A 23,806-nucleotide genomic window follows, 5' to 3' on the forward strand; every position below is an offset into this window, starting at 1 on the left:
CATTCCCCGAAATTTGAAGAGCAATTTCCGTGAATTTCTTCTTATTTCTCAGAGTTAGACACTTCTGTCCCATCCTCGCTGAAATCCAGAAAATTTACATTTACAGTAAATTAGTTAAATCACTGAGCAAACCAATTCAATTTTGTTTATAGCTTTACTATCCTTTTTTGCCAATTGACTGAATCGCACGCTTCATAACATCAAAAAAGCTTAGTGACTGAACCATCTGGTCAGATGGAATGTATTTTTGTATCTCTCGCAATACCTTTTTAGGATCTTTGGAGGCAAAAGTAAATGTCCCGTTTTTCTTTGTCTCAATTGCATATCGAGGAATCCATTTTCCTTTAAAGATTACGGAAGCAATTACATAGTTCACTTCTTCCCACGGTATCTGAACATACTTACGAGAATCACGTGAGTTGTAAAATTCAAATCCCTTATTCCCAACCATGATCTGCCCATAATCTGTAAGTCCTGTATAAGCAGTGCCATCCACTACTAAATCTACTTTTGTATTCAATGATTGAACCATCCTATCCATTCCTTCCCCACTATTTTGGATTCATCAATTAGACAATTAGCTGTGTAAGCAGGCTATTCAAAATGAACTACCCACGAGATCAATAAACTGCATTTTATAAAACAATAAGAGGCTGGGACAAAACAATTGTCCAGCCCCTAAAAACCTAAATAAACGGTATTCCAGTCTTTGCATACTCCTGCGATTACTCATCACATAGAGGAGCTTTGGCACAACCGCTTTACAATAATGACGCTTGTTAAAAGCTTACCCATTTGATACGGTTTCTCAGCTAAATGATTTATAAAAGTCCTACTACATGACCAAGTACACCGACCACAAACAGACCAAGAATAATAACAATTGGTGAAACTTTTTTCTTAAGCAGCCACATACACAATAGTGTAAGCAATAACGCAGCAAGCCCAGGGATCAGCTGATCCAAGTTATTTTGCAATGTTGTCACTTTGTCTGAAGAAAGAGCCAAACCGGAATTGACTTGCTCAAACGCCTGTCTTATCCCTTCTCCACCAGATGGAAGCTTATCCCATTCAATATAAGCACCTTCATCCAGTTTAACTGTAGAAACAACCGGCAGGAATCTGATGGATACCCAACGCTGAACCAACGCTGCTAATACGAACATCCCTAGAATAGAAGCTCCTTTTGTTACATCCTGCAATAAACCACCTGATAGGTCTTCTGTGATTTTAGAACCAGCTTTATAACCAAATTCCTGTGTATACCACATAAATGACCAACGAATAATATTCCATGCAACAAAGAAAATGATTGGTCCAAGAATATTTCCGCCCATAGCCAGTGATGCACCTAATGCACCTAGCATAGGTCGTACTGTAAACCAGAATACCGGATCACCAACACCGGCCAAAGGACCCATCATACCAACTTTTACCCCTTGAATTGCTACATCATCAACAGGTGCACCATTGGCACGTTCTTCTTCCAGTGCCAGTGTTACCCCAAGAATCGGTGAAGCAATATATGGATGCGTATTGAAGAATTCCAAGTGACGCTGTAAGGCCGCTATGCGGTCCTCTTTTGATTTGTATAATTTCTTGATTGCAGGAATCATTGAGAATGCCCAGCCGCCATTTTGCATACGTTCATAGTTCCATGAACCTTGAATGAAGGTAGAACGCCACGCAACAGCTAAACGATCTCTTTTCGTTAATTCAATTTTTTCTGCCATTTTTTTCTCCTCCTTCAAGATTAATAGTCATTTAGGATATCGTCCAGCGGGTCACCGTGACCTCCGCTATTACCGCCGTTTGAAGAACCGCCCATTTTAGAAAGGTTCAAGTAAATCAGTGCCAGTGCTACACCTAACGCACCAAGTGCGATCAGTGTCAATTGAGAAATCGCCGCTACAACAAAACCAATCACAAAGAACGGCCATACTTCTTTTGTTGCCATCATATTGATTACCAGTGCATAACCAACAGCTACGACCATACCACCACCGATAGCCATACCGTCAGTCAACCATGCTGGCATAGATTCCAGAACAGATTGAACTGTTTGAGCCGGAATAAATAGCAATGCACCTGCTGGAATTGCAATACGAAGACCTTGCATGACCACAGCGACAATATGCCAAATTTCCACCCCTCGGATATTTCCTTCAGATGCAGCTTTATCCATTAAATGTACAATCGGTACAGCTAATGTACGAACAACCATTGTCAAAAACAAACCTGCTACTGCCAACGGTACAGCGATTGCAATCGCTGATGCCACACCTCTGTCACCTTGTCCACCTAAAACTAAAATAATTGCTGATGCGACTGATGCCAAAGCTGCATCTGGTGCCACGGCTGCTCCAATGTTTGCCCATCCAAGAGCGATCATTTGCAAGGTACCACCAAGGATAATACATGCTTCTAAATTACCGGTTACTAAACCGATCAATGTACAAGCTACCAGTGGTTGGTGGAATTGGAATTCATCCAAGATCCCTTCCATACCAGCTAGAAAGGCAACTAATACTACTAAAATTATTGAAATAATAGACATGATAGACCTCCTATTAATTTATGAATTTTGTTCTTTTTGATTACGTATTTGCCAATTCTGTCTTCGCTTTTTTCAGGATTTCATCCATATTTGCTTTAGAGTCATTTGGTACTTTACGTACATCAAACTTAATGCCTTTACTTTCCAATGTCTCAAATGCTTTAACATCTTCAGGTCCCATAGATAATACTTTGCTTACTACTACTTTACCTACAGAGTGTGCCATTGAGCCGACATTTACTTCTTTGATATCCACGCCGCCTTCAACTGCTGTCAAAACATCTTCCGGATTTTCAAATAGCAACAAAGCCTTAGTATTGCCAAAACGTGGATCTTTTGCGATTTCGATCATTTTTTTAATCGGAATAACATTGGCCTTAACTCCTGGAGGAGCAGCTTGTTCGATCAATTTTTTACGAAGATCATCTTTTGATACTGCGTCTGAAACAACGATAATCCGATTTGGCTGTACTGACTTCGCCCAAGCTGTAGCCACCTGACCATGAAGTAGACGAGAGTCCACACGAGCGAGTACATACTCGATTTTTCCATCTCCAACTACTGTTCCTTCCGGTAAAGCCCCTTTCGGTTGACCACCCTTAACAGCTACTTTTGGCGTTTCTACCACATCTAGTTCTTCTGGTTTGATTTTTACGCCTTCTCTAGCAATACCTAAAATATGTGCTGCAATCTCCTGTGCGGAATTCATTGAGAAACGAGAAGAATATGCTTCAATCAACATTGGCAAGTTCAATCCGCTGACAATCGCCCACTTGTCTTTGTGTTCTTCAAAAAGGCTACTTGCCTGATTAAACGGCGTACCGCCCCACAAATCAACTAAAAACAATACTTCTTCATCATTATCAAATGTAGTGATTGCCTCAGTTAATTTTGCTTTTAAATCGTCTGGTCCTTCACTGGGCATTAATGTCACAGCTTGTACATTTTCCTGTTCACCAAAAATCATTGAACCAGATTGTAGAATTCCTTCAGCAAATTTTCCGTGACTTGCAAGAATAATTCCTACCATAATTTGTATACCTCCTATGCTTATTTACTTTCTTTTTATTATCTGATGCGTTCCAAAATGCCTCATTCCCGATACATAAAAAATAAAAAATTCAGTTTAGCTAATGGAAAATCAAAACCTTTGGAAACCATGCAATAATAAACAGATCTCATCAATTTTTCTCTAAAGAACCACATCCTTTCAATTTTCAGAAAGACCAAAACAAACATCACTTTTTTCATCTGCTGTTTTGCAGCAACATGAGTGCATCTATAGCTGCTCTTTCTTCAACAAATCCATTAAGTATACCTTACTGTCAGCAACAACTTTACGAATCTCAAGTATGATACCAAGTGAAGCCAGATATCTAAATGCTTCAATATCCTCTATATCAACTGCAACTGCATTCGTAATCATTTTTTTCCCTTGAGAGAAGCTCATACCGCCTATATTGACAGAATCCAGCTGAACACCTCTTTTAACAACGCGTACAACATCTTCAGGATTTGTAAACAACAACATTACTCTAAAACTATCATCGAAACGTTCATCCGGAAAAATCTGGATCATTTTCTCTACCGTAATGACGTTTACCTTGACACCTGGAGGAGCCGCCTGGATCAATAATTTTTTTCTTAATATATCCTGTGCTACTACATCACTAACCACCAAAATACGATTAATATTCATACTCTTGGTCCATACTGTAGCAACTTGACCATGGATCAGTCGATCATCAATTCTAGCCAGCCGAATATCCATCCAACTTTGCACTCCTTTTCTTCCAATCATCTATTTTCTTGGGGAAGAAGGCATTATTTAGCAGGTTGACTTTCATTCTATACTTAAAATACTATGTTCTGAAAGATAATACCAAAATAAAGCCTTTTGACTCTTGGAATCTTGATCTATTTTATTATTAGCAATTACCATGCCAACTTAGTGTATTGTTATAAACCTCAATAAAATCACTAATTTAATTATAAAAAAAGATACACTGTATTGTTTAAACAGTGTATCTTTTTTGTGTATTCAATCGAATACATCATCTGTATTTGTTATTATATCTTTTTGTGCATTATGAACGATATGAACAATATAGTAGATTTCCGATTCAACAATTTTCAGTTTAAACGATTCATTCAAAAATAGCGTTGCCTTCAAAATCTCTGAATAGATTAGGTCACTTTTCAGCTCTTCCAACAATTCGTCTTCAACATTAAGGGGCTCCTGCCTCAACGCCCTTTCCAGTACACCTGCCATGTGCATGATCATATTGATGTAAAAGGTGTAGGACTCATCCAGATTTAATTTTGTCTGAATCGTATCGACAAACTGCCACAACAGCGGCAAAACCTTCTGTGCATTAATAAAGGTGTAGCTCTGCTCCATATACTCTATACAAACTCTTCTAGCTGTCTCTTCATCAAGAGTCATACCATGGACTTCCAACTCATCATCATAAATCAGATGTTCGATCACTTCAGCTGCTTCACCGGAAAAAAAAGTTTCCATTGGTATAAACGGAACATTGATTCTTGGATCTGTAATGCCTGTCGCTGCTATGATATGATACTGCTGATAAAGCTCATTCAGCTGTTTCTTCACATCCAGTATCGAACAAGGAACGACGAATAGATGCTGCTCAGTCTGTGGTGTCAGATAGCCTTCGATCAGTTCTTTCATACGTTGTGCAGTTCCTTCCCCTGATGCACAGATAGCCAAGATCACCTTTTTCTTAATCGATGGCAGCCTCAATTCTTCCCTGCTTTTCAAAACATTCATCCCTGCATATCCGCGAAAACGCTTCAAAGTATCATATAAATCATTTAAATGTGTATCCAGCAAAGTTGTTTTTCTCGCTGCCTCCAACACAACCGGAGTTGTTACCATATCAACTGTTCGGACATCAATCCCTGTCTGTCGGATAATCTCATCTGAAAATGTCCCCAGAGAACCCATATCTACCAGCAGGATTACACCACTACCTTCATTGACTGCTTCTACTGCCTGGACGATTTCAATCAGCGCTTCTTGCGGCTTCATCTCCAAGGGCATATCTACAGCCTTCAAATTATCAACATTCAATAATTTTTCCACGACTTCAACCATACTGGTAGCTGTGCTCTTTCCATGCGCCGCCACAACAATACCAATCCTGCCGGCATTTTTATTTTCACGCAATGAAATCAATAAAACAGCAATATAATAAACTTCTGATTCTGGAATGGACAGTTGATACGCACCCTCAATAATTTTCTTGATTTCGTGTGCTGCTTCAAATTCCTTAGGATAATCTAAAACCATAGCTCTCAGATTTTCATTCAATTCATGCTGCCTTTTATCGCCAAGCTGAATTCGCTTTAGAAAAGAACTGATATGCAGGCTCATTGCATAAATAAAATTTGATTGAAAATCATGACCCAGCTTAGCTTTAGACAAATTGAAAATTTTTCTGGTAATATCAATAATCTGCTGATCCATAATTTCTGCCAGCTTTTTTTCTGTATCAAAAGTAAACCCATGGTTTTTATAGAAAGATTTTAAATGAACATTGATATCTGTTGTAATAAAATTATTAATCACTTCCTGATCCAATCCATCCGCTTTGAGCAAAGCAGCTTTGTCACCAATAATTTCATATAAATTATAAGGAAGCTCATAAGAATCTGACTGAACAGTAACTAATGATTCGTTAGGTAAAACAATCATCTGGGGTTCTAAGCATTGAGACAACTCTGCTAAAACAGCACGATTATTTGCAAGCTGCATCAAGCCGTCTTTAATACTGTCGGTCAGCTCATCCATTGTAATAATCAGTTCCGGCTTATCCATGTGACTGAGGAATCCTCTGGCCGCTACCAGTTGAACATTCGACTTTAATTGTCCAACATTCCCATAAGTTACGCTTCCTATCAGCGCTTTAACTACATCTTCCGAAAGGGAAATTTTTCGTTGAATTCGATTGGCTTCAATTGCAACCATGATTTTGACTAAATCCACTTTTTCCTTCGCCGGACGGTCATTAAAATTAGGCAGTTGAATGATAATCGGTATTCTCCGCACAAAGGTATTTAATAGAGAGGATGCCGGATTCTCTGTCGTTGCACAAATAATACGTACATCTGCCTGATTATTTTTTGTTGTTTCGCCTAATCGAGAATATGTGCCATGATCCATGAAATAAAAAATCATTTCCTGACCTTCCGGAGGCAGCCGATGTACCTCATCAAGAAACAGAATTCCTCCATCGGCTTCATGGATGATCCCTTCCTTGGTATTCTTCGCACCAGTAAATGCTCCTTCAACATATCCAAACAGATGAGACATCAACAATTCCGGATTATGAGCATAATCCGCACAATTGAAAACAATCAGCTCTTTTTTCCCATCTACAACATCATTTCCCTTAGCAAACTGAAACATGGTATGGGCAAAATGGGTCTTCCCCGATCCTGTAGGTCCGATAATCAGGCAGTTCAACCCTTTAGGAGGATATAAAATAGCTGCTTTCGCCTGTTCTACAGGTGTTTTCATACTACCGGCAACACCAATCATCTGCTGAAAAATATTGTCCATCGCAAAAGTGGACTGCTCTGAATGTTCCTCCGACCAAACGGTATTATTCGACACGTTCTCTTCCCGATAGCTTTTCACATGTTTTCTTAGCGGCTGATAAACAGCACTCTTGTCAACATATTTTACGGGACGCCCATCAAGCTTTTCCAGCAAGCCTTTTCGTACAAGCTGATTCAGATCTTTACTGGCATTCGTCCGCTGAATAGCCAATGCCTCAGAGATTTCCGATGTCGTAACTCCCAACTCCATCGGCAAATCTGAAGAAGCACTTTCAGCAGATTTCTCTTTCACATAAAGATAGATCTTTTCAATCCTTTTCATAGGTCTTCTCCTCAAATAGATACACTGCATTTTAAATGTATCATACAGTGTATTCCTCAAAAAGTACACAAAAACCTTTATATACTGCACCATTATCAGAAATTTGAAAGAAGATTATTAAGATACACTGCACATTAAATAAAACGGATAAATGAATCTCTTTAATACAGGCTTTCCATTAAATTCCGAACATTTTTCAATTTTCAATTGTTTATCCATTCGTTTGCTTGAAACTGCTTGAAAATTAAAGGGTTCCCCGCTATAATTCAGAGAGGTTCAAGTAATAATAGAAAAGTGAGGAAAAAGATTGATTACTGTAAATGACGTAAGTTTGGTATTTCCCGACCGTAAACTTTTTGATGATGTAAATATTAAATTCACACCCGGAAACTGTTATGGACTGATTGGAGCCAATGGTGCGGGAAAATCAACATTTTTAAAAATTTTATCCGGAGATATTCAGCCAACAACAGGAACTATTTCATTAGGACCTGATGAGCGTTTGGCCACATTGAAGCAGAACCATTTTGATTATGAAGAATACACTGTTTTAGAAACAGTTATTATGGGACACAAAAGATTGTATGAAGTAATGAAGGAAAAAGATGCTATTTATATGAAAGAAGATTTTTCAGATGAAGACGGCATTCGGGCTGCTGAGCTGGAAGGGGAGTTTGCTGAACTGGATGGTTGGGAAGCTGAACCTGAAGCTGCTGTGCTTCTGCAGGGACTGAATATTCCGGAAACTCTCCATAATCAAAAGATGAGCGAGCTGACAGCCGGACAAAAAATTAAAGTGTTGCTTGCCCAATCTCTATTCGGCAAACCGGATGTTTTGCTTCTGGACGAGCCTACTAATGGACTGGATACCCGTTCCATTAACTGGTTGGAAGAATTCCTGATTAATTTTGAAAATACCGTAATTGTTGTTTCCCATGACCGTCACTTTTTAAATAAAGTGTGTACACACATGGCTGATCTGGATTTTGGAAAGATCAAATTATATGTAGGAAACTATGATTTTTGGTTGGAATCCAGTCAGCTGGCTGCGAAACTTCAATCAGATTCAAATGCAAAAAAAGAGGAGCAAATTAAAGAACTTCAAGACTTTATCGCTCGATTCAGTGCGAATGCTTCCAAATCAAAACAGGCAACTTCCCGGAAAAAAATGCTGGATAAAATCACATTGGATGACATTCGGCCATCTTCCCGCCGTTATCCTTTCGTTGGCTTCAAGCCTGAAAGAGAGATCGGAAATGATTTGCTGCAACTGGACAATGTCTCGGTAACCATTGATGGGAAAAAGATACTTGACAAGATTTCCTTTACCTTAAACAAAGACGATAAAGTTGCTTTTATTGCTGACAATGATATTGTTACGACCACCTTGTTCAAAGTGATTATGGGTGAAATCACTCCAGATTCCGGAACCGTTCGCTGGGGAGTAACAACGTCTCAGGCATATCTGCCAAAAGACAACAGTAAAGATTTTGATACTGATATCACAATTCTGGACTGGCTTCGCCAGTTTGCAAATAAAGAAGAAGATGATAATACATTTTTACGCAGCTTCTTGGGAAGAATGCTGTTTTCCGGTGAAGAAGTACTGAAACCTGTAAACGTTCTTTCCGGAGGCGAAAAAGTCCGTGTTATGCTTTCAAAACTAATGCTTTCAAAATCAAATGTGCTGGTTTTAGATGATCCGACAAACCACCTGGACTTGGAATCTATTACTGCATTGAATGATGGATTGATTGCTTTTATGGGTGCCATCCTGTTCGCTTCACATGACCATCAATTTATTCAAACATTGGCAAATCGAATTATCGCAGTCTCTGATAAAGGGGTTGTTGATCGCGCAGATACTACCTATGATGAATTTCTGGAAAATAAAGATGTCCAGAAACAGTTGGATGAATTATTCACCGGCATCTATTAAAAAAATGAATAAGTTACTAATTTTCAAGAGAGTGGGATACACTCATGAGGGTTATCGCCCTCACCAAACAGAATGCAAATAAAAAACGATCGACCTGCACGCTATTTCCTGTCATACTAAAGAGGACAGAAAAGCGTGCAGGTCGATCGCTTATTGAGGTTCTTTTCCAAGTTGACCTTGAGGGACAAACTAGATCGTTCTACTTATTTTGTACCAATCATCAGGTCACAGAACCTGCGTATAAAAATAAATTGTTTCTATAAGAAGAATAACTCCTTCTGTATATTTTTTCAAGGGAAAACTAATCGAATACAGGCATTTTTATTTCGGATAAGAAGGAATACTGGACACAAAAAGGCGGTTATTGCGACCGTTCATTTATTACTCCGAATAATCTATCGGATGTTTTCTAATCAGTCCCGTTACCAAGAACTTGGAGGAAGTTATTTACAAAATAGAAAGAACACCTTAACAAACAACTGCTAAAGTGTTCTAGATCAAATTTGACTAACCACACATTAAGCAGCAGGTAGTCTTTTTTTTGCATTTTTTGAGTTTTAGTTTTCGTATAAAATAGTCAAAAAAAACTGATTGTTGTCCTATTTTTTTGATTTAAGGGTACATAAAAAGCACACCGCCTTGTAAGATTAAAGTGACGAAACTCAACTCAAAAGGAGTGTGCCTTATGTTTAAAAATTATACTACCAATCAAACCACTTTACCATTAGATGTAGAACAATATATTCCAGAAACAGATGTTACTTTTGCGGTGAATACTTTAGTTAAAGCTATTCCTCAAGCACTCTTCAATCAACTGGAGCAACCGCTTGGTCGTCCTGCCTATCATCCTAAAATAATGTTGAAAGTTATTCTTTATGCCTATACTCAACGTGTTTTTTCTGGTAAAAAAAATAGAGATGATTTATTTTCTTTCTGCTCCTAGAGAGAACATTGCAATACAGCCATAACCTGTATGACTGGCAATGGTTGGTCCCAACGGATAAAGCAGAATCTCCTTTGTCTGAATTTCATCATTCAAAAGTTCTTTGGCTTTTTCTGCGCTCTCTTTATCTCCAGCATAAGCAATAAACAGCGTTTGATCAACAGGATTTTTAATCTGCTGAACTGTTTCTTCGACAATTTTTTTGATGGACTTGCTGCGGCCGCGAACCTTCCCAACATTTTGAAGCTTTCCATCTGCATCGACAGTAATAATTGGCTTGATGTTCATTAAGCCTCCGATAGCTGCTGTTGTTTTGGAAATTCGTCCGCCTCGTTCAAGATGCTTCAAGTCATCAACTGTGACCCAAGACTGGACATTCATTTTATTGTCTTCCAGCCAAAGCAAAACTTCTTCCAATGAATGCCCGGCTTTTTTCAATTCAATTGCTTTATAAACCAACAAACCTTGACCCAAGCTGGCTGCTTTTGTATCTACAATATAGATATCAACCTCGTTATACTCTTCCTTCAGCATTTCCACCGCTTGAACTGCACTTTGATAAGATCCGCTTAAACCGGACGAGAAAGCCAAATAGAGGACTGGTTCTTTTTTTTCTACAAAAGTTCTAAAAAATTCTAAATATCTTCCGGAATTTACCTGAGATGTCGTAGGCAGAGCCCCTTCTCTGACACTTTGTAAAAAGACATCATAATCAAACGTTTCTCCAAGATCATCTATTAATTCATTGTCATTAATGGTTATCGTCATACTGATAAAATCAACATTGTTTTCTTCCAATAATTTATAAGGTAAATCACAACATGAATCTGTTACTATTTTAAACGTCATTTTACTTTCCCTCCCAACTCATTACATTCTATCATAAAAATACTTTTCAGCCCTCTTTATTAGTATATTGTAAGAAATAAAAAGAAAGCTGATAGTCTTCATCTGTTATTCGTGTCACTATTAAAATTCATTATGAGGTTGTGCCAAAGCTTCTCCATGCAACAAGTAAGTTCTAAACTGTGACGAGTGCTTGCACGAGAAAACAAGACATTACGCAGTATCCGTTTTTCTGTGTCTACGATTCTACTACACTACACTTTATTTCGATCTCATCAATTTCTAAACGGCAGAGCCGCTAAGAATTGAAGGACTTCGTTTCGATCCTCGAAGCAGGGAGGTGCTTTGTTCCTACGCTTCTACGAATGCTCGTCACATGTCTGAAGGGCAAGTAAGAATGTGCTCCTACACTTCTTACAAATGCTCAGATCATACAAAGACTGGAACACCGTTTATTCGGCTTTAGGGGTATCGGACATACTTATGTCACAGTCCTCTTTATTTTGCCCGTTGTTAGAGTGCCAACGAAAAAGAGAACCAGAACAGGCTTACCTGTCTCAGCTCCTCTTTCCAGTTCTATTCAACTGATTATAATTTTCTCATATTTTTAAATCTGTGCCCAGACACTTTCCAGCACATTAGTTTGATTGCGATCCGGTCCCACTGAAAAAGTAGAGATACGCACACCGACAAGCTCAGATATACGATGTACATAGTTGCGTGCATTTACCGGCAACTCAGATAATGTTTTGCAGGCTGTGATATCTTCATCCCAACCCGGCAGTTCTTCATATACTGGCTTACAGCGACTTAGCTCTTTCAAGCTTGCAGGATAGTGATAAATTAACTTTCCATCCAGTTCATAAGCCGTACAGATCTTCACTGTTTTAAGTCCGCTCAAAACGTCAATTGAGTTCAGTGAAAGATTTGTAATACCTGAAACTCTTCTGGAATGTCTCATTACAACGGTATCAAACCAGCCCACACGTCTTGGTCTGCCAGTTGTCGTTCCATACTCTTTACCAACTTCCCTGATTCTGTCGCCTGTTTCATCGAATAATTCAGTTGGAAATGGTCCATCACCTACACGGGAAGTATACGCTTTACAGACGCCTACAACTTTATTAATTTTTGAAGGTCCTACACCGCTTCCGATTGTTACACCACCGGCAACTGGATTTGAAGAAGTAACAAAAGGATACGTTCCCTGATCAATATCCAGCATAACCCCTTGGGCTCCTTCAAACAGGACACGTCTTCCTTCATCCAGTGCATCATTTAGAATAACTGATGTATCCGTCACGTATTTTTTAATTTCCTGTCCATACGCATAGTATTCTTCAAAAATATCTTCAAATGCAATTGGTTCACTGTCAAACATTTTTACAAATGAACGATTTTTTTCTTCCAGATTAACTTTCAAGCGTTCTTCGAAAATTTCTCTATCCAACAAATCCGCAATACGAATTCCTACACGTGCTGCCTTGTCCATATAAGCAGGACCAATCCCTTTAATTGTCGTACCGATTTTATTTTCGCCTTTTGCATCCTCCTGAAGCTGATCCAATTTAATATGATACGGCAATATCACGTGTGCCCGATCAGAAATTCTCAGGTTATCTGTTACAACATTATTTTCTTTTAAATAGTTCAATTCTTTTACAAGTGATTTTGGATTGACCACAACGCCGTTTCCAATCACACTGATCTTATCTTTATAGAAAATGCCTGATGGGATAAGGTGCAGCTTATACGTTGTTCCATCAAATTTAATGGTATGACCAGCATTGTCTCCGCCTTGATAACGTGCAATTACTTCTGCATTCTCACTTAAAAAGTCAGTAATTTTTCCTTTTCCTTCGTCGCCCCATTGTGTTCCAACAACTACTACAGATGACATTAAAGCACCTCATTCTATATTATTTAGTCCGTGTCCATTGTATCAACAATAGCCAAGCATTTCAACGAAAAATCGAATGTTATTAATTAAAAAAAAGATTTTATAGTTAAAACACGAACATTATTTTTTATGCTGATACGAATCTATGAAGAATACGAAATTTCCTATTCACCTATCCATTCATTAAATCCTACAGTTTTATTAAGTGTAACGACTGATAAAATTTTTTAAAAAGACTGCTGGCTCTATTCCCAAGAGAGTGTCTATACTCTAATTACAGTTAGTGAAGAAATCATTTTTAAATGAGAAAAAAAGTATTAGGCAGAGCTGTATAATGAGCTGCAAAAACAACAGATTAAAATGTGTACTCCTCCATTAGACATTTCGATCTATCATGACCCAGAATATAAGGAAACCAATCAGATGTTGAAATACAAAATAAAATCATCGGTGACTATCAGGATACTGAACAGATACCTTCTATGAAGCACAGGGAATACAGATTGCTTCTGCCATTTTTCAGAGCAGCTTTGAACAGACACTGCAAGTAGCAAAGGTCTTATGACAACAGATTAAAATGACCGGCTATCATGTTGCCGATTCTATGATTAATATTTCCCATGTATCACCGGTTTAAAATCCTAATCCGGAAAATTAAATAACAAAAGATTCCTTCATTGCAGCCAAATGAAAAGATGAGTGTTTGTCCCGATCTCATTTTCTATTTTTATAATTATGATAAGGAATTAAAACTCTTCTCGTGGCGATAATGAAGAGAATTTATTGTATTCCTTAATAAACAGCAGTTCTACTGTTCCTCGTGCACCACTCCGGTTTTTTTCTATAATGACTTCAATCACATTATCTACTTCCGGTGCTTCCCGATCATCATCTTCTTCTCCGCCCCGTTCATAATAATCGTCACGATAAAGAAATGCCACAATATCCGCATCCTGCTCAATCGAACCAGATTCACGAATATCACTCAAAACAGGTCGTTTATCCTGCCTTTGTTCCACTCCACGCGACAGCTGGGATAATGCGATAACCGGTACTTTCAATTCTTTCGCCAGCTTTTTCAGCTGACGGGAAATATCGGATACTTCCTGCTGACGGTTCTCTTTTCCTGAACCTTCAATCAACTGAAGATAGTCAATCAGTATAAGTCCCAGATTTCCTTTTTCCTGAGCCAGCTTCCGGCATTTAGCTCGAATTTCCGATATCTTAATCCCAGGAGTATCATCAACGTATATATTTGCCCTTGAGAGGCTTCCCATGGCAATAATCAGGTTCTGCCACTCTTCTTCCGATAATTGTCCTGTACGCAAGTGACCAGCCTCTATGGAGCCCTCAGCACACAGCATTCTGTTTACTAAAGATTCGGCACCCATTTCCAGACTAAAAATCGCTACAGCCTTATCTGTTTTTGTTCCGACATTCTGAGCGATATTCAAAGCAAAAGCTGTTTTACCAACCGCAGGACGAGCAGCTAAAATAATCAGCTCTTCCGGTTGCAGCCCCGCTGTCATTTTATCCAGTGCCTGATAGCCTGTGGGCAAGCCTGTAATATCTTCATTCTGCTGGTAAAGCTGATCGATGTTGGCAATCGTTGAATTTAAGATATCTGAAATGGACAGAAAGCCGCTTCGATTTCTTTTTTCTGATACTTCCAGAATACTTCGTTCCGCATCATCTAAAATGGTTTCAACATCTTCTCCCTGCTCAAACCCTTTGGTAACAATTTCTGTTGCTGTATGAATTAGATTTCTCAATAAGGACTTCTGCTCAACTATTTTGGCATAATGAGCAATATTTGCTGCTGTCGGTACTGACAACGCAAGCTCTGATAGATAACTCAGCCCACCAACATCTTCAAGAACATTGTCTTCTTCAAGCTTATTCTTAACTGTGACAACATCGACTGCTTCATTTCGTTCATTCAGCGTAATCATTGCCTGAAAGATCAACTGATGATTACGGCGATAAAAGTCTTTTGGTTCTATGTATTCCATTGCATCAATAACTACCTCAGCATCTAAAAAGACAGAGCCTAAAACTGCTTGTTCTGCTTCTATATTTTGAGGAGGTACTCGATCCTGCCATGCTTCGTTCATCTATTTCTCTCTCCTACAGCTTAATTTGTCTAAGTCTTTCTATTTTAACAAGAAACGGGGGAAATGTATATGTTAACCTCCTTTACTGTCGGGATGAGCCTATGAAAAAATATGGATTTTTAAAAGAGCAGCAGCTTGTGACAACCCATTTTTCCTTTATACTGTTTCGCTGTATAAATAGAACTTCTGCATGTTCCCTGAAACTCCCCTCTTGCTATAAAAGCTATCTATTTTTTTCCATTAAATAAAAAACGCTTTCTTCATTTGTTGTAATCAAAAAAATAAGCCCGGAATGATCCTGGCTCATTTCTTTTTTCTGATTTACATTAAAAAACCTATTTTTCATCCACTACATGAACCTTTAAGACTGCGGTTACCTCATGATGAAGCTTTACCGGAACCTTTGTATATCCCAGTGAACGAATCGGCTGTGCCAATTCCAGTTTTCTTTTATCCAACTTCACCTTATACTGCTTGTTTAAGGCTTCCGTAATTTGCTTGGAAGGAATTGAACCAAATAGTCGGTTGTCCTCTCCCGCTTTTGCCTTGATTTCAATCACTGTTTCTTCTTTTTCCAAAAATCCTTTCATCTTTTCAGCTTCCGCCAAGACTTCTGCATCATGCTTCTGCTGCGCCTTCTTCTGACCAGCCAATGCACTGATACTGCTTTTATTTGCTTCCTGCGCCAAACCATTCTTAATCAAAAAGTTTTGTGCATAACCTGTAGGGACTTCCTTAACATCCCCTTTTTTTCCTTTACCTTTTACATCTTGTAAAAAGATTACTTTCATTTACATTCACTCCTTATCATACATTTCTTTTGTATTCTTATTAATTACTTCCAGCAGTTTTTCCTTCGCTTCAGTGATGGTCCTGTCAGACAACTGAGTTGCAGCATTGGTAAAATGACCGCCACCACCCATACTTTCCATGATCAACTGTACATTGATTGAGCCATTACTTCTGGCACTGATTCCAATCTTTTTATCCATTCGCCTTGTAATGACAAATGCTGCATTGATTCCTGCCATAGACAACAATGTATCTGCAGTTTTAGCTGCTATAACACTGTCATATTCTTTATCTTCTTCTCCTACAGCAATAACAGTATCTTCAGTAATATATTCATTCTTGGCAATCAGCTGACTCATTTCCAGATAACTGGTCAAATCAGAACTTAATAAATATTGTACTAGAGATGAATCTGCTCCACAAGTTCTTAAATAACTGGCCACATCAAAAGTCCTGGCAGTTGTTCGAACACTAAAACTTTTTGTATCTACAACAATCCCTGCAAGCAGCAACGTTGCATCAAATTTATCCAGCCTCTTATTAAACGTATTGCTTTGATATTCCAACAGCTCTGTAACCAATTCAGAAGCAGAGGATGCTGATGATTCAATGTAGGACAGTAACGTTTTATCTGGAAATTCATCCCCTCTTCTGTGGTGATCGATAATAACAACCTTGCTGAACTGATCATAAAGTTCCTTGGAAATTGACATAGACGGTTTATGATAATCAACCATAATCAGAAGACTATTATTTTGCATTTTTTTCATTGCCTCTGCCGGAGATAATATTTGATTGTATAGCTCTGAATCCTTTTTTAGTTCTTCCATTACCCGATAGACATCAGGGATATTTTCATCGGTATTTAAAATGACCCATGCGTCTTTTTCATAAATTTTAGCCAGTCTGGCAACACCAAAAGCAGATCCTATTGCATCCATATCCGGTAATCGATGACCCATAATATAAATATCCGAAGATTCTTTCATCAACCCTTGTATAGCGGTACTCATTGCCCTTGATCGAACGCGCGTTCTTTTTGCAACTGAAGCTGATTTCCCACCGAAGAAGATGGGTTTGCTATTCCCATTGGCTTCTTTTACAACTACCTGGTCTCCTCCTCTTACCAGAGCCATATCTAAATTCGTCTGGGCGACCGTTCCTGTCTCATTTAAACTGGTCCCGCCATAGGCAATCCCCATACTTAGTGTAATTGCAATATCTCTTTCATCTGTCCCTTTTCTGACATTATCCAAGATTTGAAATTTGCTGTCCATCATCTTTTCAATTACGTCCAGTTGACCTACAAAGACATATCTTTCTGCATTTAACTGTTTATAGAAAACTTTATATTCTTCCAACCAATCTGAAATCATTGTTGTCAAAAAACTATTTAGATAAGAAATCTGCTTAACATCCATATTGTCTGTCACATCGTCATAGTTATCAATCGATACAATGCCTATAGCCGTTTGCATTGCTTTCTTTTCCTGATACAAAGTATTTTCCTGTGTAATATTCTCAAAAGTAATCGTCTTTTGCTCAATATTAATTTTAAAACGAAATACTTCATCTTCCACTACAAATATATCTTTCCCTTTTTCGAATAAAGAAATGTAACTTAATACATCTTCTGAGGTAAGTAATAGCCTTTTCTGCTCATTCGAATAAAAAACTTCTTCTGCGTATGGATTTAACCAGATTGGCTGTTTCGTTTTTTCATCATATGTAATGATCCCCACAGGCACTTCATTAATAGCAAAGTCTATTGAATCTTCAGCCTTAATTGTTGCTTCTCTAATTTTCTCAATATTTGACAGTTCCAAGCGTTTAATCAATTTCAACATTCTATTGATTAAGTACAGATTTATTACTGCTAAAATAGAAGTGATAATGACTTTATTTGATATAAAGTAGACAGCTCCCATTTCAAATACAAAGAGAAATACAAAGAATAAAAAGACTTTTTTTAGCCTCATCTGTTTCATTTCATTATTAGCCCCCCTATGAACAAAAAGCTTGCGGCACATATATTATTTTATCATACCTGTGAAAATTCAGCGAATACCACCAAAACTTTCAAAATGTTTCACGTGAAACATTCTGAAATCCAAAATTATCTTCAACTTAATTTTAAATTTCATCGGATTAAAGTTTAGAACCAACAGAAAGTATCTATCTATCTCTAACTAATTCCATTTCACTTAATAATAACACTGCTCCTTCTGAAGATATAGAATCAATAATTCTAAATAAATATTCTCTGAAAGAAACAACTTTCAACTATTTTAATTAAGTTAAACTTTAGAGTGATAATGGAAGGTAGTTCCCATGCAGTTATGCACGGGTAATTAGCATATCTAACATTCTATTTTTTAGTAATCATCTAAGAGGTAAGACCAAGAAGTTAACATGGCCTCTCCCATTCTTTTCCCTATTAATGCTTACTTTTATCTATTTCAAATTAGTCAAAACTTATTCATAAGATACAAACCCTGCCTGCAGTTCATATTTTATATGACAGCAGTCACAGTATAGGAAATCTGCAGATTACCTGATTTATAAAAATAGAATTAGACAATAAAACATATTTCAAGTGAATCTAGTGTATTGACTGAATTATAACTTATATTAGAAGATCGTCTATAAATGATGTTCAATGATAGAAAATTTTCAACTCATATGCTTCAATGACAAGAACAATCAGCTTCAAAAACAGCTGAAATGAAATATACATTCCATAACTTGAGTATCTATTAATTTATATCAGCGTATGTCTAATGTATTTTTCATAACTTACTCCTGTGAATACTCGGCGCCTGTCTGTCCAGTGATCTCATATGTAATACTACTATAGGCTCCATATTTCTTAGATTAAAGCTATGGATAATTTTTAATATTATCAACCTATTAAAAAAGTAGTCCCTATATCAACTCTACTCTATTGCTGTTAAATAAGAGAAAGCTTTTCTATCAAGAAATGATAGAAGTTATATTTGAGTTAGTGAACAACAAAGCGATCAGACAAGACGGTCAAGAATTTTTATTGTGTCAAAGCCAACTCGGGAATCAGCAGCTGGTTTACAAAGATAGTTACGGTTGATTTGACTCGATTCAGCAATAGAATTGGGCAGCCGCTTCTCACTGACAAATCGCTTGCGACCCCATTTACTTCCTGAATAGACTTGCCCATGATATGACGATTCTTGTGGCTGCATTTTATGGAAGAATAATCTCCATATATAAGCTGCCCTTATTTATGATGATACTTATTAATATCAGCTCTATTTACACAATCTATTCTATATATTCAATTTCTCCTATAACCCAAAAATATTCAGATTTAAAGAGAGTAGTCACAATCTTCCATATATCATTAAAAGATGTTGAATATTTTATTTTAAAATTTTAAGAAGCATTCTTAAGCTATTTTATCTATGTGTAGATATATCCTAATAAAAAACAAAAAAATGACCGAAAACAGAAGATATTTCACTTCATTTCCAGTCATTTTAATAGTTACGTTATATTTTATTGCTCTTCGCTTACGAATGGAAGTAATCCCATAATACGAGCGCGTTTGATAGCAATTGTTAATTTACGTTGATTTTTAGCACCAGTACCTGTCACACGACGTGGCAAGATTTTTCCGCGTTCAGAAATGAATTTTTTAAGTAATTCAACATCTTTATAGTCAATGTGTTCAATATGGTTTGCTGCAAAATAATCTACTTTACGACGTTTACGTCCGCCTCTTCTTTGTTGTGCCATTCTTTTTCCCTCCCTATCAAAAATTGTTAGAATGGTAAATCATCATCTGAAATGTCAATAGTTGAACCAGAACCACTAAACGGATCTGAGTCTCTATTAAAATCAGGCATACCACTACTATTATCGTTGCTAGACTGAGATGGTTGATTAAAGTTGCTTTGGCCTCCGAAATTACTGTTCTGTGATTGAGTGGGTTGATTAAATCCTCCCCCTGAATTATAAGAAGAACTATCCTGAGTTTGTCTTTGTTCAGAAGTTGAACGAGATTCCAATAATTGAAAATTCTCACACACAACTTCAGTCACATATACTCTTTGACCTTGCTGATTGTCATAAGATCTTGTTTGAATACGACCTGTAACACCTAACAAAGTGCCTTTACGAGCATAGTTTGCTAAAGTTTCAGCTGGTTTACGCCAAATCACACAATTTATGAAGTCTGCTTCACGATTTCCACTCGCATTCGTAAAATTACGATTGACAGCCAGTGTAAAACTAGCCACTGCAGAACCACTTGAAGTATATCGTAAATCGGGATCTTTGGTAAGTCTTCCAACTAATACAACATTGTTAATCATCTTGACATCTCCTTTCGTCCATTAAATGTTTCACGTGAAACATTCTTAAGCTTCTTCTTTGATGATCATGTGACGGATAATCCCATCATTGATCTTAGCAAGACGATCAAATTCATTGATTGCGCCTGCATCTGATGGAGAAGATACTTTAACGATATGGTAGATGCCTTCTAGGAATCCATCCATTTCATATGCTAAGCGGCGTTTTTCCCAATCTTTTGATTCGATAACTTCTGCTCCGTTATCTTTCAAAATTGTGTCGAAACGTTCTACTAAAGCAGTTTTTGCTTCTTCATCAATGTTCGGACGAATAATGTACATGATTTCATAATTCGTAACTTGACTCATTGATTTTCACCTCCCTGTGGACTTTAGGCTCTTAGTTTGCTAAGAGCAAGGAGAGCTGCCTAAAAAATTAGACTACTCACAATTTTCCATTATACATGGAAACCCTTATAAAATCAAGTATTAGCTTAGGATTTTCAATGTTTCTTCTGGAGCAATTCTGTACTGGACTATCTGATTTTCAGAGCTGAAATCATACAGTCATTTCTAAAAATTTTCTCCTTTGAATTTAATTCCCTCAATATATTTACTTCTATCATCCTCTATCTTCTTCCAGATAAAAAAGAAAAAGGGCTGTGACATAAATATGTCACAGTCCCCCCTAAAGCCGAATAAACAGTGTTCCAATCTTTGTATGATTCGAGCATTCGTAAAAAGCGTAGGAGTAAAAGTCCCTCTCTCTTATTGTCATAAATCACTACGATTGACTTGTCAGAGTAGATGATGCGTCATATACCTACTTGGTTCTTGAGGAGGAACACCTCTGCTCCTGCGATTACTCGTCGCATGAAGTACTTTGCTCCTGCGATTACTCATCGCATAGAGAAGCTTTGGCACAACCTCTATTTCTTTATAGTTTCAACTTATTCTTCTGTTTGGTTTTCAGCATTTTCAGTTACTTCAGTTTCAACTATTTCTACTTCTGCTTCTGTATCTACTGTTTCAGGTTCGGGTTCAATGACTGCCATCGTCACTACCTTTGCTTCATCTTCCATTCTCATCAGTCGAACACCTAATGTTGCTCTCCCTGTTTGAGAAACAGTTGAAACATTAAATCGAATAATGACCCCTTTATCAGTAATCAGCAGAATATCTTCTTCACCGGTTACAGTTGTTAAACCAGCCAAAGGACCATTTTTTGGAGTAATATTCGCTGTTTTTATTCCTTTACCGCCTCGTCCTTTGACAGGATACTCAGAAGCTTTTGTTCGCTTGCCATAACCCTGTTCTGTGATAACAAGGACTTCATCATCTTCTCCCAAAACAGCTGAGCCGACAACATAATCTTCCTCTCTCAATCGAATACCACGAACACCAGAAGCACTTCGACCCATATCACGAACCGTCGTTTCATTAAACGTAACAGAATACCCATTATGAGTACCAATAATCATATTTTGCTTGCCGTCAGTCAGAGAAACATTTACCAGTTCATCCTCTTCTTTCAAACCAATGGCAATCAAACCATTACTTCTAATATTTGAGAAAGCAGTAACACTGGTTCTCTTCACTGTTCCCTTTCGGGTTGTAAAGAACAGGTAATGACCCTCTTCTGCCTGTCCTGTAACTGAAATAATTGCCTGTATATTTTCACTTGAATCAATCCCAAGCAGATTGATGACTGGGATTCCCTTAGCCGTTCTTCCATATTCAGGAATTTCATAGCCTTTTGCACGATATACTTTTCCTGTATTGGTAAATATCAGCAATGTATCATGTGTTGAACAGGAAACTAATGTTTTCACGAAATCATCATCATGAACCCCCATTCCCTGAACACCTCGACCGCCTCGACGCTGCGCACGAAACTCACTGTTTGCCACACGCTTGATATAGCCGTTATTTGTCAATGTAATTACAATTTCTTCCTCTTCGATTAAATCTTCATCTTCAAGACTCAATACTTCTCCGACCAAAAGCTCAGTTCGGCGGTTATCACTAAATTTATCACAGAGCTCATTCAGCTCTTCCTTGATAATAGTATCAATTCTTTCAGGTTTAGATAAAATATCTGTTAAATCAGCAATTAATTTCAACAATTCCTGGTATTCATTCTCAATCTTTTCACGTTCCAAACCAGTCAGTTTACGAAGTCGCATGTCAAGAATTGCCTGAGCCTGACGATCAGAAAATTCAAAGCGTCCAATCAACGCTGTTTTTGCTTCATCATCTGAACTGGACCCGCGAATAATGGAGATAATTTCATCAATGTGGTCCAAAGCAATACGCAGACCTTCCAAAATGTGTGCGCGTGCTTCTGCTTTGCTCTTTTCAAATTCTGTCCGGCGACGAATAACTTCCTGTTGATGCTCTATATAATTTTCAAGAATTCGTTTGAGGCTGAGAATCTTGGGAACGCCTTTTTCAATTGCCAGCATATTAAAGCCAAATGAACTTTGCAAGGCTGTCATCTTATATAAGTTGTTTAATACAACAGATGCACTAACATCCCGGCGTATATCAATAACAATACGCATTCCTTCACGAGAAGATTCATCACGCAAATCTGTAATTCCCTCAATACGTTTATCTCTGTGAAGTTCAGAAATACGCTCAATCAAACGTGCTTTGTTAACCATATAAGGCAGCTCGGTTACCAGAATACGTTCTTTTCCGTTCGGCATATCAACCAATTCAACCCTTGCCCGAACAGTAATTGACCCTTTCCCAGTTTCATAAGCCCGACGAATACCTGATTTCCCCATTACCAGTCCGCCGGTAGGAAAGTCCGGTCCGGGAAGTACTTCCATTAATTCATTAGTGGTCACCTCAGGGTTTTCCATCAGTAAGTCAATAGCTGAAACAACTTCTCTTAAATTATGCGGTGGAATATTCGTTGCCATCCCAACTGCGATACCAGTTGTTCCGTTTACTAGCAAGTTAGGAAAGCGTGCCGGCAAAACATCCGGTTCCTGCTCTGAATCATCGTAGTTTCCATGATAGTTAACAGTATTTTTGTTGATGTCACGCAGCATTTCCAAAGCCAGTTTACTCATTCTTGCTTCGGTATAACGCATTGCCGCTGCCCCATCTCCATCGACAGAACCAAAGTTTCCATGACCGTCAACAAGCATATAACGATAACTGAAAGGCTGTGCCATACGGACCATTGATTCATAAATCGCACTATCTCCATGGGGGTGATACTTACCCATAACATCTCCGACAATACGTGCGGATTTCTTATGCGGCTTATCCGGTGTGACCCCTAACTCATTCATTCCGTATAAAATACGGCGGTGCACAGGTTTCAATCCATCCCGTACATCAGGTAATGCCCGAGCAACAATAACACTCATCGCATAGTCAATGAAGGATTCTTTCATTTCACTGGCCAGATTGACGTCGTGAATATTTTCTTTCAACTCTTCATCCATGAAATTTTCTCCTT

17 protein-coding genes and 1 pseudogene are annotated in these 23,806 nt (G+C 37.9%); 2 read left to right on the forward strand and 16 right to left on the reverse strand.

Annotation, left to right across the window (positions count from 1 at the left end; genetic code table 11):
• Nucleotides 1-157: 157 nt before the first annotated feature.
• From LI951_RS04005 to LI951_RS04030, 6 genes are all read right to left on the reverse strand, one after another.
• Complete coding sequence (locus tag LI951_RS04005) at nucleotides 158-532, reverse strand: DUF956 family protein (RefSeq protein ID WP_202067223.1); 375 nt, start codon at nucleotides 530-532, stop codon at nucleotides 158-160.
• 289 nt (nucleotides 533-821) lie between these two features.
• Complete coding sequence (locus LI951_RS04010) at nucleotides 822-1,733, reverse strand: PTS system mannose/fructose/sorbose family transporter subunit IID (RefSeq protein ID WP_202067224.1); 912 nt, start codon at nucleotides 1,731-1,733, stop codon at nucleotides 822-824.
• A 20-nt stretch (nucleotides 1,734-1,753) separates the two neighbouring features.
• Nucleotides 1,754-2,557 carry a PTS mannose/fructose/sorbose transporter subunit IIC gene (locus LI951_RS04015; RefSeq protein WP_202067225.1) on the reverse strand — a complete coding sequence of 268 codons (804 nt, stop codon included), beginning with the start codon at nucleotides 2,555-2,557 and terminating at the stop codon, nucleotides 1,754-1,756.
• A gap of 40 nt (nucleotides 2,558-2,597) precedes the next feature.
• A complete protein-coding gene (locus LI951_RS04020; RefSeq protein ID WP_229441359.1) occupies nucleotides 2,598-3,587 on the reverse strand; it encodes a mannose/fructose/sorbose PTS transporter subunit IIA in 990 nt (329 codons plus the stop codon).
• Between the two features lie 249 nt (nucleotides 3,588-3,836).
• Complete coding sequence (locus LI951_RS04025) at nucleotides 3,837-4,328, reverse strand: mannose/fructose/sorbose PTS transporter subunit IIB (protein WP_202067316.1); 492 nt, start codon at nucleotides 4,326-4,328, stop codon at nucleotides 3,837-3,839.
• 270 nt (nucleotides 4,329-4,598) lie between these two features.
• Complete coding sequence (locus tag LI951_RS04030) at nucleotides 4,599-7,466, reverse strand: sigma-54-dependent transcriptional regulator (protein WP_229441360.1); 2,868 nt, start codon at nucleotides 7,464-7,466, stop codon at nucleotides 4,599-4,601.
• A 307-nt stretch (nucleotides 7,467-7,773) separates the two neighbouring features.
• On the opposite strand from LI951_RS04030, the gene LI951_RS04035 reads away from it, so the two are divergent.
• Nucleotides 7,774-9,405 carry an ABC-F family ATP-binding cassette domain-containing protein gene (locus LI951_RS04035; protein ID WP_229441361.1) on the forward strand — a complete coding sequence of 544 codons (1,632 nt, stop codon included), beginning with the start codon at nucleotides 7,774-7,776 and terminating at the stop codon, nucleotides 9,403-9,405.
• 685 nt (nucleotides 9,406-10,090) lie between these two features.
• A pseudogene (locus tag LI951_RS04040) lies at nucleotides 10,091-10,315 on the forward strand (transposase); the annotation flags it as partial.
• A gap of 12 nt (nucleotides 10,316-10,327) precedes the next feature.
• On the opposite strand, the gene LI951_RS04045 reads toward LI951_RS04040, so the two are convergent.
• The 10 genes from LI951_RS04045 to gyrA form a co-directional block, all read right to left on the reverse strand.
• Nucleotides 10,328-11,197 carry a DegV family protein gene (locus LI951_RS04045; protein ID WP_229441362.1) on the reverse strand — a complete coding sequence of 290 codons (870 nt, stop codon included), beginning with the start codon at nucleotides 11,195-11,197 and terminating at the stop codon, nucleotides 10,328-10,330.
• 604 nt (nucleotides 11,198-11,801) lie between these two features.
• The gene (locus LI951_RS04050) at nucleotides 11,802-13,094 is read right to left on the reverse strand and encodes an adenylosuccinate synthase (protein ID WP_202067230.1); all 1,293 of its coding nucleotides are present in this window, start codon (nucleotides 13,092-13,094) and stop codon (nucleotides 11,802-11,804) included.
• Nucleotides 13,095-13,840: 746 nt separating this feature from the next.
• A complete protein-coding gene (dnaB, locus tag LI951_RS04055; protein WP_229441363.1) occupies nucleotides 13,841-15,208 on the reverse strand; it encodes a replicative DNA helicase in 1,368 nt (455 codons plus the stop codon).
• A gap of 335 nt (nucleotides 15,209-15,543) precedes the next feature.
• Nucleotides 15,544-15,999 carry a 50S ribosomal protein L9 gene (gene rplI, locus LI951_RS04060; protein ID WP_202067232.1) on the reverse strand — a complete coding sequence of 152 codons (456 nt, stop codon included), beginning with the start codon at nucleotides 15,997-15,999 and terminating at the stop codon, nucleotides 15,544-15,546.
• Nucleotides 16,000-16,005: 6 nt separating this feature from the next.
• Complete coding sequence (locus tag LI951_RS04065; RefSeq protein ID WP_202067233.1) at nucleotides 16,006-17,988, reverse strand: DHH family phosphoesterase; 1,983 nt, start codon at nucleotides 17,986-17,988, stop codon at nucleotides 16,006-16,008.
• A 1,055-nt stretch (nucleotides 17,989-19,043) separates the two neighbouring features.
• The gene (locus LI951_RS04070) at nucleotides 19,044-19,193 is read right to left on the reverse strand and encodes a hypothetical protein (RefSeq protein WP_229441364.1); all 150 of its coding nucleotides are present in this window, start codon (nucleotides 19,191-19,193) and stop codon (nucleotides 19,044-19,046) included.
• 338 nt (nucleotides 19,194-19,531) lie between these two features.
• The gene (gene rpsR, locus LI951_RS04075) at nucleotides 19,532-19,771 is read right to left on the reverse strand and encodes a 30S ribosomal protein S18 (protein ID WP_202067235.1); all 240 of its coding nucleotides are present in this window, start codon (nucleotides 19,769-19,771) and stop codon (nucleotides 19,532-19,534) included.
• 26 nt (nucleotides 19,772-19,797) lie between these two features.
• Nucleotides 19,798-20,349, reverse strand: coding sequence for a single-stranded DNA-binding protein (ssb, locus tag LI951_RS04080; RefSeq protein ID WP_202067236.1), 552 nt, complete (start codon nucleotides 20,347-20,349; stop codon nucleotides 19,798-19,800).
• A gap of 45 nt (nucleotides 20,350-20,394) precedes the next feature.
• On the reverse strand, nucleotides 20,395-20,697 hold the full coding sequence (rpsF, locus tag LI951_RS04085) for a 30S ribosomal protein S6 (protein ID WP_202067237.1): 303 nt from the start codon (nucleotides 20,695-20,697) through the stop codon (nucleotides 20,395-20,397).
• A gap of 581 nt (nucleotides 20,698-21,278) precedes the next feature.
• Nucleotides 21,279-23,792 (reverse strand): DNA gyrase subunit A, encoded by a 2,514-nt coding sequence (gene gyrA / locus LI951_RS04090; RefSeq protein WP_229441365.1) that lies wholly within the window; start codon nucleotides 23,790-23,792, stop codon nucleotides 21,279-21,281.
• Nucleotides 23,793-23,806: the final 14 nt, after the last annotated feature.

This window comes from Enterococcus sp. BWT-B8, from assembly GCF_020567625.1.
Classification (GTDB): Bacteria; Bacillota; Bacilli; order Lactobacillales; family Enterococcaceae; genus Enterococcus_L.